The sequence below is a fragment of the Neobacillus drentensis genome (assembly GCF_036966985.1).
Taxonomy (GTDB): domain Bacteria; phylum Bacillota; class Bacilli; order Bacillales; family Cytobacillaceae; genus Neobacillus; species Neobacillus drentensis_E.
In genome coordinates this window covers 1-17,760 of sequence record NZ_JBALSN010000179.1, presented here as the reverse complement: position 1 = coordinate 17,760, position 17,760 = coordinate 1, and the positions used below count along the sequence as shown (strand labels likewise).

Annotated in this window: 19 protein-coding genes; 9 read left to right on the top strand and 10 right to left on the bottom strand. The window is 37.7% G+C overall.

The genetic code is table 11. From position 1 onward, the window contains the following. Positions 1-80: 80 nt before the first annotated feature. Positions 81-653, bottom strand: a complete 573-nt coding sequence (locus tag V7659_RS12225; RefSeq protein WP_335540259.1) for a TetR/AcrR family transcriptional regulator — start codon at positions 651-653, stop codon at positions 81-83. Positions 654-665: 12 nt separating this feature from the next. Continuing rightward, positions 666-1,373 carry an MBL fold metallo-hydrolase gene (locus V7659_RS12220; protein WP_335540258.1) on the bottom strand — a complete coding sequence of 236 codons (708 nt, stop codon included), beginning with the start codon at positions 1,371-1,373 and terminating at the stop codon, positions 666-668. A gap of 191 nt (positions 1,374-1,564) precedes the next feature. On the opposite strand from V7659_RS12220, the gene V7659_RS12215 reads away from it, so the two are divergent. The 4 genes from V7659_RS12215 to V7659_RS12200 all read left to right on the top strand — a co-directional run bounded on the left by V7659_RS12215 (position 1,565) and on the right by V7659_RS12200 (position 3,506). After that, positions 1,565-1,891 (top strand): ArsR/SmtB family transcription factor, encoded by a 327-nt coding sequence (locus V7659_RS12215; RefSeq protein ID WP_035446444.1) that lies wholly within the window; start codon positions 1,565-1,567, stop codon positions 1,889-1,891. Continuing rightward, complete coding sequence (locus V7659_RS12210; protein ID WP_335540257.1) at positions 1,875-2,330, top strand: SRPBCC family protein; 456 nt, start codon at positions 1,875-1,877, stop codon at positions 2,328-2,330. Before V7659_RS12215 ends, V7659_RS12210 begins: the two co-directional genes overlap by 17 nt. A gap of 37 nt (positions 2,331-2,367) precedes the next feature. Beyond that, positions 2,368-2,757, top strand: coding sequence for an SRPBCC family protein (locus V7659_RS12205; protein ID WP_335540256.1), 390 nt, complete (start codon positions 2,368-2,370; stop codon positions 2,755-2,757). Positions 2,758-2,996: 239 nt separating this feature from the next. Continuing rightward, positions 2,997-3,506, top strand: a complete 510-nt coding sequence (locus V7659_RS12200) for a DoxX family protein (RefSeq protein ID WP_335540255.1) — start codon at positions 2,997-2,999, stop codon at positions 3,504-3,506. 72 nt (positions 3,507-3,578) lie between these two features. Here the strand turns inward: V7659_RS12200 and V7659_RS12195 are convergent, their stop codons facing one another. The 3 genes from V7659_RS12195 to V7659_RS12185 all read right to left on the bottom strand — a co-directional run bounded on the left by V7659_RS12195 (position 3,579) and on the right by V7659_RS12185 (position 7,244). Next, the gene (locus tag V7659_RS12195; RefSeq protein WP_335540254.1) at positions 3,579-3,800 is read right to left on the bottom strand and encodes a hypothetical protein; all 222 of its coding nucleotides are present in this window, start codon (positions 3,798-3,800) and stop codon (positions 3,579-3,581) included. 392 nt (positions 3,801-4,192) lie between these two features. Continuing rightward, positions 4,193-5,824: a M4 family metallopeptidase gene (locus V7659_RS12190; protein ID WP_335540253.1), complete on the bottom strand. Its 1,632-nt coding sequence runs from the start codon at positions 5,822-5,824 to the stop codon at positions 4,193-4,195. A 415-nt stretch (positions 5,825-6,239) separates the two neighbouring features. Next, positions 6,240-7,244 (bottom strand): DUF3231 family protein, encoded by a 1,005-nt coding sequence (locus V7659_RS12185; protein WP_335540252.1) that lies wholly within the window; start codon positions 7,242-7,244, stop codon positions 6,240-6,242. Between the two features lie 227 nt (positions 7,245-7,471). On the opposite strand from V7659_RS12185, the gene V7659_RS12180 reads away from it, so the two are divergent. After that, the gene (locus V7659_RS12180) at positions 7,472-8,983 is read left to right on the top strand and encodes an ATP-binding protein (RefSeq protein WP_335540251.1); all 1,512 of its coding nucleotides are present in this window, start codon (positions 7,472-7,474) and stop codon (positions 8,981-8,983) included. Between the two features lie 48 nt (positions 8,984-9,031). Here the strand turns inward: V7659_RS12180 and V7659_RS12175 are convergent, their stop codons facing one another. Beyond that, a complete protein-coding gene (locus V7659_RS12175; RefSeq protein WP_335540250.1) occupies positions 9,032-10,276 on the bottom strand; it encodes an MFS transporter in 1,245 nt (414 codons plus the stop codon). Between the two features lie 512 nt (positions 10,277-10,788). Here V7659_RS12175 and V7659_RS12170 point away from each other — a divergent pair. Continuing rightward, entirely contained in the window at positions 10,789-11,565 is a 777-nt protein-coding gene (locus tag V7659_RS12170; RefSeq protein ID WP_335540249.1) for an alpha/beta hydrolase, read from the top strand. Between the two features lie 79 nt (positions 11,566-11,644). Here V7659_RS12170 and V7659_RS12165 read toward each other — a convergent pair whose 3' ends face one another. After that, a complete protein-coding gene (locus V7659_RS12165; RefSeq protein ID WP_144554445.1) occupies positions 11,645-12,100 on the bottom strand; it encodes a DUF2269 family protein in 456 nt (151 codons plus the stop codon). Between the two features lie 157 nt (positions 12,101-12,257). Between V7659_RS12165 and V7659_RS12160 the strand changes: the two genes are divergently transcribed. Continuing rightward, on the top strand, positions 12,258-12,485 hold the full coding sequence (locus V7659_RS12160; RefSeq protein WP_335540248.1) for a hypothetical protein: 228 nt from the start codon (positions 12,258-12,260) through the stop codon (positions 12,483-12,485). Positions 12,486-12,581: 96 nt separating this feature from the next. On the opposite strand, the gene V7659_RS12155 is transcribed toward V7659_RS12160, so the two are convergent. Together V7659_RS12155 and V7659_RS32115 are read right to left on the bottom strand one after the other, a co-directional pair. Then, on the bottom strand, positions 12,582-14,000 hold the full coding sequence (locus V7659_RS12155) for a tetratricopeptide repeat protein (RefSeq protein WP_335540247.1): 1,419 nt from the start codon (positions 13,998-14,000) through the stop codon (positions 12,582-12,584). A 116-nt stretch (positions 14,001-14,116) separates the two neighbouring features. Continuing rightward, positions 14,117-15,175: a GNAT family N-acetyltransferase gene (locus tag V7659_RS32115; RefSeq protein ID WP_420491254.1), complete on the bottom strand. Its 1,059-nt coding sequence runs from the start codon at positions 15,173-15,175 to the stop codon at positions 14,117-14,119. Between the two features lie 102 nt (positions 15,176-15,277). Here V7659_RS32115 and V7659_RS12140 point away from each other — a divergent pair, with 102 nt between their 5' ends. Next, positions 15,278-15,619 carry a YqzG/YhdC family protein gene (locus tag V7659_RS12140; RefSeq protein ID WP_335540246.1) on the top strand — a complete coding sequence of 114 codons (342 nt, stop codon included), beginning with the start codon at positions 15,278-15,280 and terminating at the stop codon, positions 15,617-15,619. Positions 15,620-15,652: 33 nt separating this feature from the next. On the opposite strand, the gene V7659_RS12135 is transcribed toward V7659_RS12140, so the two are convergent. Then, positions 15,653-16,321, bottom strand: a complete 669-nt coding sequence (locus tag V7659_RS12135) for a hypothetical protein (RefSeq protein WP_335540245.1) — start codon at positions 16,319-16,321, stop codon at positions 15,653-15,655. Between the two features lie 229 nt (positions 16,322-16,550). Here V7659_RS12135 and V7659_RS12130 point away from each other — a divergent pair, with 229 nt between their 5' ends. Next, positions 16,551-17,399: a hypothetical protein gene (locus V7659_RS12130; protein ID WP_335540244.1), complete on the top strand. Its 849-nt coding sequence runs from the start codon at positions 16,551-16,553 to the stop codon at positions 17,397-17,399. The last annotated feature ends 361 nt before the right edge of the window (positions 17,400-17,760 follow it).

Below are 17,760 nucleotides of genomic sequence, written 5' to 3'. Positions count from 1 at the left end.
ACGGGCACTGTGAGCCTTCCAGAGTGCCCATGACAGATATTTTTCTACAGCTACGGGCACTGTTAACCTTCATATCTACATTAATCCCCCTCGCCGATTCCCGCAAGAAATGCCTTGATAATTACTATGAGACTCTCATTCAAATCCAATGACATTTTAAACCCGCCTTTTTGCTCTAAGGCTGAAAATCCATGTAATATACTGCGCAAGCCCCTGACTGCATGCAGGGCACGTTCCCCTTCTAAATAATAGGCTTGCAAAATGCGGACTGAAAGATCAACGATTTTCGCTCCCGCTTGCTGCACATCCACATCCTCCGGATCTGGTGCAAGTAAGGTTGCCTCATAAATTCCCGGGTGCCTTCGGGCAAAATCTACATAAGCCTGACTAACTGCCAGGACTGCCTCGGTGCCTGACACCCCAATTGCTGCATCTGCCATCACTTCGTAAAGCATATTGATTCCGTAGATGGCCAGTTTCTTTCGTAATCCTGGCAATCCGTCGAAATGGTTATATAATGAAGGCGGACGGATTCCTAGTTTTTTAGCCAGGTTTGCTAAGGTAACTTCCTGGACCCCATGCTGGTCGGCCAGTTCTCCTGCTGCTTCGATAATAAATGATAATTCGAGACCGATTTTTGGTCTTGGTGACATAGTCATGACTCCCTATCCAATTTTTCGTCCAAGATGTTTGATGGCCTGTTCCATTTCTTTTACAGGATTCATCACCATCTCCCCATGGCCTACCGCAAGTAACTCTGGTTGGTAACCCACTAATTTACGTGCGCTAGTTATAGCTGTTTCTTTACTCCAAGTACCAAAGGCTGGAAATGGAAACCATGGAACTATATCCCCCGCAACCGCCATTCCACCTCGTGTCTGTAATGCATCCCCAGCAATCAACGCCTTTGTCCGCAAATCTAAAAATGACATCGAGCCGGGTGTATGTCCTGGTGTTTCGATTGCGGTTAACGAACCAATCAAGTCGCCTTCCTTCACTAAAATATTTGCTCGCGTTTTTAATTTTTTCGGCACACCGCCTTTAATCGGTGCTTGTGCCTCATGAGGATCAAGCGACCGATCACCATTCATTAGCCTGTGGTCGCGAATTGAAATATAAACCGGTACTTCTGGCATCAAGTCCTTTAAGGAATCCAATGCTCCGACATGGTCTTCATGAGCATGTGTTAGTACTATTTTGGTAATTGGCTTTCCAATTGATTCCGCTGCCTTCATAATTCCCTTCGTGCAAAAACTTAGTGCGGCATCAATTAGCGTTAACCCATCTGTTTCCTCCACTAAATAGCAGTTGACCGGAAAAACACTTGCCATGAATGTGACTTGATATAAATATCCATTTTTAATCATTCTCATCTGGCATATCCCCCTTAACTAATATCGTTAGTTTTATAATAACTAATAGTATTAGTTTTATCAAGTTCTTTTTTGGAAAATATTTCAATTCCAACTTTTAGTCATATATTCATCTCCTGTACCAAAAAATACTAACATGGATACCAACTAATTAAGTTGACACTTAATTAAGTGTACGCTAAAATAACAACATGATTGAAAAAGTCCTTCATGCTTTGGCAGAGCCTAGACGACGAGATATTTTATATCTCGTTCGCGATGGAGAGCTTACCTCCAGCGCAATTGCCTCACATTTTGACATCTCTGCTCCAGCAATCTCTCAGCATCTCAAAGTTCTCGAACAATCTGGCCTTGTTGTGGTTCGGAGAGACGGAACAAAACGGTACTACGGTATTAGAAGGGATGGATTCTCAGAGTTAAAGCAGTATATTGACCGTTTTTGGGATGATAGTTTACTTCGACTGAAAGAAGCTGCAGAAGAGGAAGAAAGGAGAATCAATAATGAATCAGACCAATAATGACGTAATTATCAAAGAAATTTTCATTGAAGCCCGTCCAGAAACATTATTTTCATTCTTTACGGATGCCGACAAAATGGTTCGCTGGATGGGAAGACAGATCTTGCTCGAACCTAAAATCGGTGGTAAGTATCGAATTGATGTCAATGGCAGCGATATTGCCATGGGCGAATATGTTGAAATTGTACCTTATGAAAAAATTGTTATGTCTTGGGGCTGGGAAAAATCAAAGCTCGTGCCGCCTGGCTCAAGTAAAGTTGAATTCAAACTGACTCCGAAAGAAAATGGCACGAACCTAGTATTAACTCATTATGACTTGCCAGTGGAAGAAATCCCTTCTCATCAACAAGGTTGGACCCATTACATGCCACGAATCAAAGATTTTGCCGAAGGACGAGATCCAGGCGTAGACCCTTGGTCCGTTATAGCTATGCATTAATATTTTATAAAAATATTATTTATGAGGAGAGAAACAAATGTCTAAAACAATTCATCAGGAAGTAGTTTTCAATGCAAGTCCAGGCCAGATTTACGAAGCACTCACAGATTCAAAGCAATTTAGTGAAGTTACGGGAGGGGCTCCAGTTGAAATCAGCCCTGAAGCTGGTGGGACTTTCTCATGCTTTGGCGGTATGATTATTGGAAGAAATATTGAACTAGTTCCAGGAGTACGTATTGTTCAAGCTTGGCGCGTAGCAAATTGGCCTGAAGGGGTTTATTCTATCGCTAAGTTTGAGCTTAAAGAACAAGACTCTAAAACACTTTTGGTTTTCGATCACATCGGTTTTCCCGAAGCAGAAGGAGAACATCTTGCGGCTGGATGGGGAGCAAATTATTGGAGACCATTAGAAAAATATTTAGGATAAGCGTTATCTATCAGTGAAAAATGCTTGGAGCTTCTCCAAGCATTTTTTATATATTAATAATGATCTTTTCAGATTTTTCCCGTGGGCCTGGATGAAAAAAGATGTTTGTTCAATATTTGTTCAAAACTTTTTTACGAATATGTGAAATACTGAACAATTTACCCTAATATCGAAATAAGTTTGTTATAGTAACAATGTAGAAAACAAATAAAAAACTTATTAAACAAGGAGTGTTTCACATGGTAGTAAATTGGTTAAGAGAAAACAAAGTTGCCGCAGGAATTTTAACAGTCCTTCGCCTATATATCGGTTGTTCTTGGTTAACAGCTGGGTACCACAAATTAGCAGGTGGTTTTGATGCTTCTGGATTCTTAAAAGGAGCAATTGCTAATCCCGTTAAAGGACCTGACGGCAGCGTAGTTTATGGCTGGTATGTTGATTTCTTACAACACTTCGCTTTACCAAACGTTGATATTTTTAACACCATCGTTCCACTTGGCGAATTTTTAGTTGGACTTGGACTTATTCTTGGATGCTTAACAACAGCTGCAATGTTCTTTGGTCTTGTGATGAACTTCTCTTTCTTCTTAGCAGGAACAGTATCTCATATTCCGACTGACCTTTTCATCGGAGCCATTATCTTATTCGCTGGTTATAATGCCGGTCGCATCGGTCTTGACCGTTGGGTAATCCCATTCATTCGTAAGGCTGCATTTAAAGGGAATAAAGCCGTAAATCACAACGTTTAAACGAAACAAAAAAAGCTACACAATCTTGGACATCGTTCCAGATTGTGTAGCTTTTTTATTCATATGAAATTCTTAAAAGCTATTATCCTCTTCCAGGCTTTCCTTGTTTACGTACCAATTAGTTACCTGTGTAAGGATAGCAAAGACGAAAAAGAAGTTCATAGCCCAGACATTAATAAATGGGGCTATTCCGCCAAACTCAATGGTTTCAAGGCCTTTTAGATTCATGACAATCATCGATTCGATAAAAATAAGTACAAAACCCACTACACCAGCAATAGCCGCCCTAATCATCTGTCTTCCCCCTGAAAATTTATTATTTATGTAAGTTCGATAAATGTTATTTTGACAATTTTGTGAACACCTTACTTTTATTATATTGCAAAAAAGGGAATAACAACACCCTGTAAGAAAAAAATTTATCCACCAACAAAAGGCGAGATTTTTTAAATGGGCGCAAGCCATCTCAATAACATTGCGGCATTTATAATCTTCACAACTTCCACACAAGTTCTCCCTAAGTTCTACATATGTTTTAACTATTATAAAGATAACTTAATAGGAAATGGTTCGAAGAGCTCATTTCTTAAACTTCCCATTTTGGATTGGTGCCTGACACCAATCTATTTTTTACCCATAAAAAGGTCAGCCATCAGATTTTTTGATGGCTGACCTTTTTTCATAGTTTAGTTTACTCCTACTTGTGTCCAAGCAGATTTTATGGCATTGTATTGTGTGCTGCCTGATCCATAAAGGTCTGCTGCTGCAGCAAGGAGTGCTGCACGGGCACCACTAAAATTACTAGTTGGAGTCAGATAAACTGTTAGTGCACGATAGTAAATTTTTTCAGCAACGGCTGTCCCTAAACTTGAAATCGTTAAATAAGCTGCTTTGTTCGGAATACCGCTGTTTGTGTGAACTCCACCATTATCTGAGGTTGTATTTACATAGCCGCTCATAGTCGATGGCTGGCCATAAAGTTCAGGGTTTGATAGACTACGAAGAGCATCGCCAGCTTTATTAGGTGTATACACATCTTCGCCCACTAAATAATCACCTTTATCAAGGAACACTCCAAACGTATCAGAAATAGACTCATTTAAAGCACCTGATTGGTATTGATATTGAAGCCCTGCCGTTCTTTCAGTGACCGCATGTGTCAATTCATGAGCAACAACATCTAGTGCACCCGACAAAGAACGGAAAGTTGTACCATCACCATCTCCATAGACCATTTGCGATCCATTCCAGAACGCATTGTTATAATTTCTGCCATAGTGGACCGTCGAGCGAAGCGTCGCACCATTATTATCAAAACTATTTCTATTAAACGTATTTTTATAATAATCATAGACGACCCCAGCATAGTAGTGTGCATCTACATCGGCTCGCTGGCCCGTAGCGTTGAAATTATTATCAGCATCCACTGAATAATTACCAGGTAATCGTGATTGATTTGCTGCCGTCCTTGTTTCAATGACACCTGTCATCGGCTTGGTAATATCGTATAAATAGTAAGTTCCGCTTGAGTAATAGGTGTTGATTGTTTTCGTATCCCCGAGTACACCAACCCCTGTGCCATCTGCCACAGCATTATAGGACTTTAAGATATTCCCATTTACGGCATCCACATAAACAACCCAGTTGGCAGGGTATGGCTGAATAAATTGTAGGTTAGTTTTGTAAGCCAGATTAAATTGATCGCCATTCTTATAAACCACTAATTCTGCCTTTTCAACGGTATCCTCTACCTTTTTACCCGTAGGACCAGCCTCGGCATTGGTTAGGGTTTCCGCTTTGGTTACTTTAATAGATTTCCAAGACTTATCAATGGCAGCATCCTTCGATAGCTGTGCTTTCAGGGCCCCTTGGAAATAGGAGGATGCTTCTGGGAACACATCTCCATTGACTGCTGTAACGAGTCCATTTTTATCTGTATGGACTTTAAACTTTGCTCCATCAACTGGAATCCCCTGAACAGATTGAACAAAATTATAGTGCTTGCTGCCAAGTTCGTCCGTCTGAACATCTAGTAAAGTTAAATCTTTAGCTGTATCTAATTGATATAGCTCTTTATTTTCTTTTAAAAATTGCTTAATGGCATCTTTATCTTTATAAGCTTTGGTAGATAACTTTCCATGAACGAAGGATGGTACAGATTGCCCTTGTTTCCAATGAACCTTTGCATCCTGACCAAACTGCGCTGCATCTTTCTGAACCGTAACATTATACGGAACAGTTTTTGCCGCAGCCGTAATCGGCAGCACAGACCCCACTGTTAATCCCAATGCTAATACAAGTGATGTTCTCTTTTTCATAGCCAACCGCCTCCTAATTTCTCTTTGTGTATAATTTTCAAAATAATCATAACACGATGAATCTATTAGGATAATTGGGAAAAAGTGTGGGACATGGTGTCAGGCACCAGCGAAGGCACTTGCGAAAATAACCTATTCTATTAAAAATCCCAGCGCTGGGTTCTCAGAAGCGTTGGGAAAATTTAATGATTTATTATTTTTGGGAGGCTAAATTTTGTTTTATTTTTTGTAACTTTTTATTTAGTGCTTAAAGATTACTTTAATTCAACTTGTACCCGACCAAAAGTTTCTAATTTTTTAGATGTGATACTATATAGTATCAAATGTTGTCATTATATGGTGACGTGTACAAGAAAAAACCGCCATTGAAACCACGACGGTTACCATTAAATATAGAATGTTGAACTAAATTACCCTAACTTTTTATTAAAACATCACGATCATCTGATTGAGGAGGTTCCTCCATCCATCCATTTTTGATCATAATTTTCGCTCCTGCTTCTGCATAGAGTGTTATTTCTGGAATTAATGCTGCATACTTAAGGCCAATATCCCTTCTTGGACTTGCTGCCACGGCCATTCCATAATTACCGATTCCTGCAGCAATCATCGTTGATACATTAAACATGATGAGTTTATCCGAAAAAACGGTTGAGGTGGAATCGGAAACAGCTGAATCCCAGCTCATTGGAGCAGGAAGATCTTCCTTTTTTAATATATCACTAAATAAATCTGCGTGTTGCTGTGCCATTTGAATTCCTTTTTGCAGAAATTGCTTCACCTCTTTATCCTGTGCCGTCTGAGCGTACCCTGTTATTAATGCCTTCCCAATCATATTAGTTTGAATATTTAAGAATAAATGCGTGATTTCTATAGAAGTAATCGGTCTCCTATGACCGAAAAAGCCAGCCAAAAAATGATCTCTTTTTACAAAATCCACATTATCTGGTGTGGAGATATAAGGCGGTTTAATGTATGTTCCTTGTTTCAACATAAGATCCCTGGTCAAATCCTGAAGATTAACCGCTGCATTTAATATACGTTTAAAAAAGATAACCAAATCTGGACGTGTTACCAATCCTAGAGCAGCACTGCCTGCAGTCATGGCAAGTATAGACATATTACGATAAAACAATAAAACAAAAGTGTCTGAAAATAGTCTGGGAGCTTTCGGGACTACATCTTGTTCTGTAAAGCCCACCGGAACAGGGAAACCCTCCTTTATAAACAGTTCCTCCATTATCGAAATATTGCCTCTAGCTACTTCTAAAGTAAATTCAATAACCGGACGTACTTCCTCATCTTCCACTTTCTCCAAGTAATGGCTGCTCACACAAACAGCTAGAGTGTCACTCAAATATTGAGTCCACAACGTAGACATCTCGGCGGCTGTTAAGCGAAGTTTTGTCTTATCTTCCATTTTGTACCTCTTTTTTCCATAGTATGAATGATCCATTTGGTATTAGAATCCACCAAATGAGGACATTTATGATATACACACAAAACTTTTTTCCAATAATTTTATCTAAAATTTGTACAGAATAAGGAGGAAGAAATATTACCAAAAATAAACAACAAAAAATATATTTTATTGCTTTAAAAAATAGTAGAATAATGATATACAACATTATGAGGAGTAGATTCCACTTGGTTTTCATTCGTGTTTTATCGTCCATCCTGAAGAAAAAATTTCTACTTTATCTACTTCTCACTTTGATCCCCGCTTTGGCCGTTAGTTCGGTGTTAGCACAACACCAAGTAAAAATTTTGGAAGCACAAAATAAAAATAAAGCCTCACGATATGCCACCTTCCACACAATGAACATAGAAAATTTATTTAACGAAACGGTTGGCAGATTAGAAATGCTCGCCACTTCGCTTAAGTTTCAGAACACCAGCCTAACTAATTTGGAAGAATTACTTCGGGAAACAACAGGGAAAGATCCTCGTCTATCTGGTTTCTTTTGGACAAACAGCCAAGGTGACTTATTAATCAGTACGAATACAAATTCTACAAATGTGAATATAAACGATCAACCTTATTTTCAGCGTGCCATACAAACGGAGAAAACAAGTTTTTCGGACGTACATATTGGCCGAGTTACTGGCAGGCAAATCATCACAATTGCTACTCCGATTGTCGATCATGGAAAAGTTCAGAGTGTGCTTGTTGCCAGTTTACGTACAGATAAAATTGAAGCAGCCATTAAAAACCTGGTTAATGGTGAAATGGTCATTATCACCGATGATTCAAACAAGGTTTTATTTAAAGCAGGTTCCCTTCCTGAAAAGAACTCGGTAAAATCCAGTATGAAAATAGCCAATGTTCATTGGAAAATTTCAGTCTTTGTCCAATCGGAAAATGGACTAGCTTTTTGGAAACCGTTTGTTAAATATTTGATGATTTTTTTAACCATTTCCAATATCGTCTTTTTATGGGCCCAATACTTTCTTTTAAAAAAGAAAGTGCAAAGGGAAAATGCTCAAACAGAACATCATAAACTAGAATTAATCGGGAAGCTTGCGGCAAGTACAGCTCATGAAATACGAAATCCGTTAACCGGTATAAAAGGATTAATAAAACTTTTAAGCGAGGAATATCTCGATCAAAAGGCTCAATCCTATTTCGAAGTGATCCAAACAGAAATCGATCGAATCAATGTCATTGTTAGTGAATTGCTTGTACTAGGGAAGCCCACTGCTCATACGCTTAAAACTGATAATGTCAATACCATTCTGACTGAAATCGAGCCAATCATTCATTCCGAAGCTAATTTTATGAATGTGGAGTTAACTATTAATTACTCTAAGGAAAATCTACCCGTTTCTTGTGTCAAAGATCAGTTAAAGCAAGTCATTCTTAATTTAACAAAAAACTCTTTGCAGGCCATGCCTTTTGGAGGCAAACTTTCTATCGCTCTTGAGAAACAGGCAGAACAATGTTTAATTACCGTCACGGATAACGGAGTGGGAATGAAGCAAGATCAAATCAACCAAGCATTTAACCCATTCTTCACACTCAAGAAAGATGGATCTGGCTTAGGATTAACCGTTTGCAAACGGATTATCGACTCCTATGGCGGGAAGATTTTAATCAACAGTATTCCAAATGAAGGAACACAAGTAGTCATTACACTCCCATTAGTAAAGGGTGAATAGTGCGAACCGTAAAAAAGCTGCCCTCGAAAACAGGGCAGCTTTAAAAATTTATACTTCCTCACTCTTTTTCAAAAGATTAACGGAATTCTTGAAGAGTGGAATGAGGATAATTACTCCTACGATAAAAAGCAGGGCCGATAATTCGTACATCGTTACCAAAGAAGTGGTTTTCTTCAGCCAACCGCTCGCTGTCATGGTAATAACCATAGTCCCCATAAACATCGGATTTAATATGCCATTGACTCGCCCGATAAAAGCTTCTTCTGTATTTTTCAAAATCATCGTGTTAATTCCAATGTGAATACAAGGCATAAACAAACCACTAATAAATTGGGCCGTCAATGTCAGCCACAATTGTTCTGATAGCCCCATCACAAAAAATCCTAAGGCCGAGGCGCTCATTCCAATGGCAAGCAAGATTTGTGGAGGAGTCTTTTTAGCTAAGCCCATTGTTAGGCCCCCACCTAAAATCATCCCCGCTCCAAATGCTGCCATCAACCATTGCAGATCCTCTTTTGGCAAACCAAGTCTTTCCGTAATAAGGAAAACAGAAAGTGGCTGCGTCAGTCCAAGCCCTAAACCAGCTGCTGCAAAACAGCCGCCAAGCAAGGTTAGCGCCCGACTGTTCCAAACATAACGGAATCCTGCCTTCATTTCGTCCATAAGTGTCGTTTTCTCAGTGTTTTCCTCAATTTCCCGGTCAGGTGGAAGCATAAACAGAATCGCTGCTGAAAGCATAAAAGCAATCCCCATAATCGCAATTGCTGCATTTATACCGTAATGCTGATACACAAAAGTTCCGATAATTGGACCTAAAATCATAAAGAGAGCAAACACCGTTTGGTACATCGACATACCCATTTGAATTAGTTCTTCCTTTACATGAAGCTTGAAAAGTTTCATTCCAGAAGGCTGTGAAAACTGTGAAAGGATCGATGACACGAGTGTTGCGAAGAAAATAACCTTCCAGCCCCCAAATACCAGTGTTAACAAGACAATAAAGATAGACACCGCACTTAGGAAATCACACCAAATCATCGTCCGTCTCGGCCGCCATCTATCTGCGAAAGTGCCTCCAATAAAGGAAAATAGAAAGATTGGCGCGAATTCTGCAACAGAGATCAGTGAAACCGCAACGGGGTCTTCATTTGTCTGTTCAATTACAAATAATAAAATGGAGTAGTTACGTACCCATATACCAATTTGTAAGAATAATGTCGAGAGCAAAATGGTGCGTATTACTCGATTTCTGAATAAGTCCCCCATGGTAATGTTTGTTTTTGTTTCTTCCATAAAAAAACCTCCTTATCCATTCATCTGGACAGGAGGTACTTATGCAGCAAAAGGGCACAGTACACCAAGTACCTTTTACTCCCCTTTGTCTATAAAAGCCCGCACTAACCCTATCCAGAAATATGTTCGTATGATTATCCGAATTTTTTTCTTTTAATAGGTTTAGTGAATCATTGGCTTGATGGTCACCCTTTCATTTATCGTAGTTTCCATACTACTCGATTCAATTCGAAGAATCAATAGCGAAGTTTGTCATATGGTGTAAACCAACGAAAATCACATGAACCTCTTATTAGTTTGGGTAAATTTACAATATTCTAAACTCATAGGATCAATAAAAATATAATATATCTAGAGAAGTCTTCTAGACTTCAAAACTTGTTATTGACTATAACCAAATCTTTTTTCATCGAAAAACTTTGATCCAATTTCTAAATAAAGTTTAACGAGTTTAATGAAAATTATGGTAAATTCTTATTATAGAAAATTCAGAATGTGGGTGGTGGAGAATCGTGTTAGAAAAATTCCCTGTTTATATGAGCTCTTTTAAACACGAAAGACTGATTAGAGTATACTTGCCTAATAGTTACAGAGAGGAGAATAAAAGATTCCCAGTACTGTATATGCATGATGGACAGAATGTCTTTGAAGATGAAGGGGCCATTAAAGGAGTATCTTTAGGAATGAAAGATTACTTGGATAAGAGTGGGCTTGAGATTATTGTCGTTGCGATTGATCTAAATCCTGAGGGTGAAGAACGAGTCAACGAATACTGTCCATGGGGACATGGAGAGGTAAGCAAACAAATCTTAGGCTACGCAAGTCCATCTGGCGGCCGAGGTGAAGAATATATAGATTTTATTGTGAGCGAGCTGAAACCGTTAATTGATAAGAATTACCGGACCATTGAAAATCATACATCGATAGCTGGAATATCATTAGGTGGATTAATCTCCACCTATGCTGCCTGCCGTTATCCACATATTTTTAAAAGAATCGCAGCTTTATCACCTGGATTTTATCGAAATCAAGAGGAAATCGAAAACCTATTGAGAATCTCAGACTTATCTAAAATCGAAAAGTTTTATATGGACTTTGGCACAAGAGAAGTGGGTTCGGATGAAGAAATGAATCAAGTCTTTCTTGATCTTACCAATCGTGTATATGAGGTATTGAACGGGAAAATAACGGACCTCCACTTTCAGCTGATTGAGGATGCGGAACATGCTTATTTATTCTTTAGAAAAAGAATTCCTGCCGTACTATCCTATTTATATTCAGATGTATGATTGTACTCGAAGAAGGGTATGGCAAACTCTGTGCCATACCTTTCCTGTTCGTTACAGTTTAAATCGTGTTCCATTGATTCTAGAACGGTTTCAGAATCATTAAGGAGATGATGATTAAAAAGATGATATTTTCAAGGTTTTCAAATTGAAAGAGTATTTTTGATAAACGCCAATATTCCGCTGGGATCTCTTCGCCTTTATGAGATTCTAAAAGTGCCTTTACGGGTTTTGACCTTGGCGATAGGACAAGCGGACCAATGGCAAGGGCTGCCAAAAAGAGAATCAGACTTGTTACATACCATCCCATCTTGAATAGGCTTGGGTTAAGGAACCCCATACTTAGCCCTGTAATTAATAAAAGCGTGCCGCCAATCATGACAAAAATATGCAACTTATGTCTAATCTTATATGAATGTCTTAATTCAGTCATGTTTTTTCCAGATTTGACCACGGTTGTTAATATGAACCCTGGCCCCATCCCTAGGATGGCTGAAAAAATATGTATGAAAACAAGGATTTTATAGATAGTAATCAATTGCTGCCAACCTCCATTCACTCCATCCCCATTTTATCATATTCTTAATTAATATATTAAAGTGAAATATAGTAGTTTTTGTGGCTCCTTTTGAATAAACAAATTTTTAAAGTTAACCCTATTTACATAGAAGATTGATACAAAAGGAGCCTGTAAAGTGAAACCTTATGAAATTTCTAATATGATTATTGATGAAGAGGCGTATGATCAAGAAGAAGTAACCGCTGATTTTACTTACCAAAACCTGGATTATAGTATAACGTTTAAAAAAGGAGACCTCGAAGTTGTTAATGCTTGGGTTTTTAAAGCAGGTAACTCTCTGCCTGCTAATTTATCCGAAAATATCATTGAACTAATTAGAGAAGATGTGAAGAACAGATTATGATTGATTGATCAAATCGTATATCAAACACTAAGGGGTCATCAGATTAACTCTTCTGATGACCCTTGCTTGTGTTGCTATTTTTAAAGAGCTAGGACATCATCCAGTTTCTTGATTACTTTGCAATTGAGTAAGTACCTTTTGATAGGCAGCTGCTTCTTGTATCATCCCTTTTGATTGATACATTTTACTGATTTTCCGAACAGGAGCAGGATTTTGCGGTTGGAGTTCCATTTCCCAAAAGAAACAATCGATCGCTTTGTCAAATTGTTTAAACTCCGCATAATAATCACCTAATTCCATCATTCGATCGGGATTCTCTAATAATCCAACCATTTCACTTATCTTTTTAATCACTTCTAGTCCAGGGATTATCATTTGTATAGCGATGAGTTGTTCATAAACTGTTTTAAGGTCATGCTCTTTAAGAAGGATTTCAGCACATTGAAAAACCTTTTGTTCAAAGCGCTTAGTTTTTTCTGAATGTGGCAAGTGCTGCAACAATTTAATAAATTCATCAAAATGTTCTATGACAAATGTCGGGTCAGAATGATCCCATATTATAAGGAGATTGGCATTGTAGGAGGCTGGCAGGTCATCGATAAACCTTAATAAGCATAGGGCAGCTTTCTCATAATTACCTGTTTGAAGCATTTTTTTGATGACGGATTTTGAATCTGGCAGTACTTGAAACGGATTGATATTCAGTTGAGCCAAAATCAGCATCCATTCTTCCATCGTCACAAAGCGTAACGCGCTGCTCGTATACTTTTCGATGGATATAGTCTCTTTAAGTTTCTCTGCATGATCTAACCATAGCAATAACTCAACTAAACCGTCTTGTTTACTCACGATTTCTTCTAAACATTTACGTTCTTCTGGATTGGTTCGATTTTTGAAGCAATGTAATTCTACATATAGAGGGTCCTTAAATAGGATTTCAGGTAAACTTGAGGAATGGTAAAAATGCTGGTAGGAACTAAATTCTTGGGCGGCCAAACGTTCTTGTGCTGATTTTAAGGTTGGTGCGAAATCAGCTAACATCTGAAGGATTTGAAAGGATTTTAGAAATTTACCGTTTCTTCTAAAGTGGAAGAAGATCTTGTCAATAGCCTTGATCAGTTGTTCTTTTTCAAAAAAAGAGTCAAGTGTGGTTAAAACATAGACCATTTCCTGTGGTGAGTAATGGAGTTGGAGTTGCGAAAAAAGGTTGCTTTTATTGGGAATAGTTACGGTTTCTTCGGGGATTAATGCACGTAAGATTGGATGCGGAGATTCAATAATAATACCTTCATGATTTGCTTTATTTATAAATGTTCCTTTCTCGACTTGGTCGAGCTTTCCACCAAAGATAAGGGAATTTTTATAAAAAATAAGATAATACCTTTCTTGATCTTCCGTACCAAGTTCGATTACCTTACTACGTGCAAATACGGCGGTCCTTATTACATTCCCTTTTACCATATGTTTTTTATTTTTTATCGAAATTTCGGTTGGCATCATTTGATTGTTATCCATTCTACCTCTGCCCCCTATCATAATATACAGGTATTAAAACAATTTACCTTCGTGACATTATTATATCATAAACCCAAAAAGAGGTCCTCTAACCGGGACCTCTCCATATTAAGCTCCTAATCATTCGGATTAATGATCGCCAATACCTGATGATCCTCCCATTTCCCGTTTATCTTCACATTTTTCACCGCTAATCCTTCTTTATGAAAACCGGATTTCTCCAATACCCGAATGGAGCCAATATTGTGCGGCATGACGCCGGCCTCTATCCGGTGTAATTTCAGTTCCTTAAATGCATATTCCACCAGTAATTTAACCGCCTCTGTCGTATAGCCTCTCCCATTATGCTTTTCATCTAAAAAATAACCGATGAACGCACTTTGAAGTGAGCCTCTTAGTACATGAAATAAATGAATGATTCCAATTAATCTGCCCTCATTTGTAAAAATTCCAAACATATAGCTCAGATCATTGTTGGACTCCTCTTGATACGTCTCGATTCGCTTTAGTTGAGTCTCTACTTTATAGAAATCCTCACTGCGTTCCATTGAAAATTTTTCAAAAAAACGACGATTGTCTGTTTGTAATTGGAGGAGCGGCACTACATCTTCTTCAGAAAATGGTCGAATGTAGACATGTTTACCATTGAAAATTAATTTTTCCTTCTCTGATTTCAAATGTAACACCATATGTAGGTCACTATAAGAGACACCATTAACTTTTAGAGCGTTTTCCTCCATTCCATACACTTGAAAACCTAATTTACTATACAGTTGCTTCGCTTTTTCATTGCTGGCCATGACAGATAAATTTATTTTTTCAATCGCATGAATCGACTGTGCTTTATTAATAGCCTCCATCATTAATGCTTTCCCCACACCTAAACCTTGTTTATTAGGTGTAACATACATCGCAAAAATATTGGCACGGTGCCGGATTTTCTCCGCAGTCTCGTGCAATAACGTGACTACTCCAACCAGTTTATGGTTATCAAAGGCTCCGAAAGTATAGTTCCCTTCTGCGCTGAAATTTCGAGCCACTTGTTGAATCGGGTTTTCTCTTTTTATCGCATCTTCATAGCTTGTTAAGAAAGCTTCTGGATTTTGCTTAAGTGCTTCTAATCGGAGTTCCCAATAGTTCTCTGCATCAGATGCAGTTAATAATTTAATCTCCAAAATAAATCCCCGTCCTTCTAATAATTCGTATTTGGATTGAATTTCTACATAAATTATTACTTAAATTGAAATGATAAGAGTAAAAACAAAGAGAGGTATATCATGAAAAAACTACTAATTAGTTTATTTGTTATCACGTTTGTCTTCGGAAGTAGTATAGGTTCATTGACAGGAATGAATAGAGCATCAGCCCAGCAAAAACCAATACCTCCCTATGCAAAGTGGGGTACTTTGGCATTGCAGAAAACCCATGAAAAGTATCCGCATGCAGAAATAATAGATTATCTTCACATTGGAAGAACAAGTGGACCGCAAACCTCCACCGAAAAGTTCAAGCTTTGGTTAAAAGATAATAATAAAGAATTCGGTGTTTTCGTCAATATTGAATTTAATAAAGAGACAGAAAAAGTCGTCAAGGTCACTTTTCAGGAGACCTCGAGATAGATTTTTTTCAAAAAGTAACCAAACAAAATCGTTTCAAATCTTATGATTCCTGATAAATTCCTGAACAGACTCCATGATTTTTTTGATAGCATCAATACTTGCGAAAACATCCCCGTGCAGCTCTAGACTATGTTCAGCTCCTGGAATAATAACTGTGGTGACAAGTTCATTATTATTTAGTGAAGTAACCCGCTCATCAATAAAATGATGATCCTGCTCACCAATGATACATAAAGAAGGCAGTTCCGTTTGCAAAAGTGTTTCATAAACATAGTCCTCTTTAAATAGCGGTGTTAACCAGATGCCAAATGAATTTCGAATAAACTTTCTGTTTATCCACTCTATGGCCATAGGGATTGTTCCAATCGATTTACTTAGGAGAAAACATTGCTGATAATTTGTGTCACCTAAGATTTCTTCGATAACAGCCTCTACATCTTCATACATCCAACGAACCTGTTCTTCCTTGCTAAGCGTCGCGAAGTGTTGGTTCTTATTAAACTGATAATTAACATGGAGAATATCTATTTCTTCATCCAAGCAAACCCCGGTTGCATAATGAAAAAGCGGCCGCTGAGTAGTATAGCCTAAGCCTGGAAGCATGATGCAGATACTTTTATTCGGTTTCTCATGATGAATCCATGTATACGGAATGGTTGAATATTCCGTTCTAACCACTTGTCCTTCTTTAAATTGGTACAATCTATTCACCTCATTGTTTTCTTCCTTTCAGAGTGACCATCATCCTCTATTGTTCCTCTAAAGGTTTATATCTCCTTTTATTAAAATTCGTGAAGATGACTTTACTACCCTTTTGATAATTAAAAACCACTAAAAATATTTTCTTAGTGGTTTTTTGTATTGGCAGGAATTGCATAATTTTCATTCTTGGGAACAAACTAATTCAATCGAGTTAATCGGAGTGAATGTTATGCATAATTCATATTGGTATTATGCTTTACTTATTTTAAGCATTAGTTTATTTAGTTTTGTACTCATCAAAAAAAGAAATACTCAATCTCTATTCCTATTATTAACCAAAATAGGTGGAGCTTTTCTGATTGAGACTGCCATTTATAATTTCTTAGCCAGTTATGATTATAATCCTAATTTTATCAAGAGTAATGAATTCTATGACAACAATTTGGGCGCATTTGTGTCAAATGCTTTCGCTTTACCAATCGTGGCCACCCTAATAGCTGTTTTTCATTTAAATTGGATATGGATGATCTTATTCTCAGGATTATTTGTAGGAATTGAATGGTTATTTTTAAAGCTTCATATTTATTCTCATAATTGGTGGAGGTTAGCTTATACAGGTATAGGTCTCCCATTCTATTTTGCTACTGCTAAAGTTTATTATAAATGGATTTTACGTCCTTCAAATGGGTTCAAACATTATTGGATCCTTTATTTGATAACTGGCTCAATCTCTGCAAGTGCACATATTCTGCCCATCATTTTTTTCTCAAATCGAATTTACTCCCCTGGCTGGTTTGAAAATTCTGGTCGTGACTCGATTGCCTTGGGAGCCATTTTCTATGTATGTGACAGTCTTTATTATTGTCTAATGACGAAACTTAACTTAAAAAGGAATTGGATCAAATATATTTTCACTGGTTTCCTTATGTATGGAGTAAATCTAGTACTTATTGGAGCCGGAATACTACGAAGTCTAGTCTGGTGGGACATCCCCTACTATGTCATTTTATCGATTCTGCTCCTGTTGCTAACAGGAAATATTGATAAAAGATTGTCTCAACTGCCAAACTTACGGTAGCCAAGGATACTCTTTTTGGCTACCATTTGATCCTATTCATTAGGTCCAAATACCCTGCTCCGAATATCTAGAGTTTCCACCATTTCCTCCCTTTTTGCTAATGTATTCCTCATACCTGTTGCAAGTAATTAGCACTGGGAAAGCGCACGGACTTCTTCAAAGTTTTGTTGCTTCGCATGAATCACTCGATTGCATCTTAAAAATATAATCATCTTGATTTTCCTTCTAAATTCGCTTCCAATATTTTCATTCATTGACCCATATGCAATATCGCTTTTTCTTTATGATACCTATATTTAATAGACCATTGTTGTGATTATTTTTTAAATTCTTTAAGAATATTAAATTTACCTTCCTATCG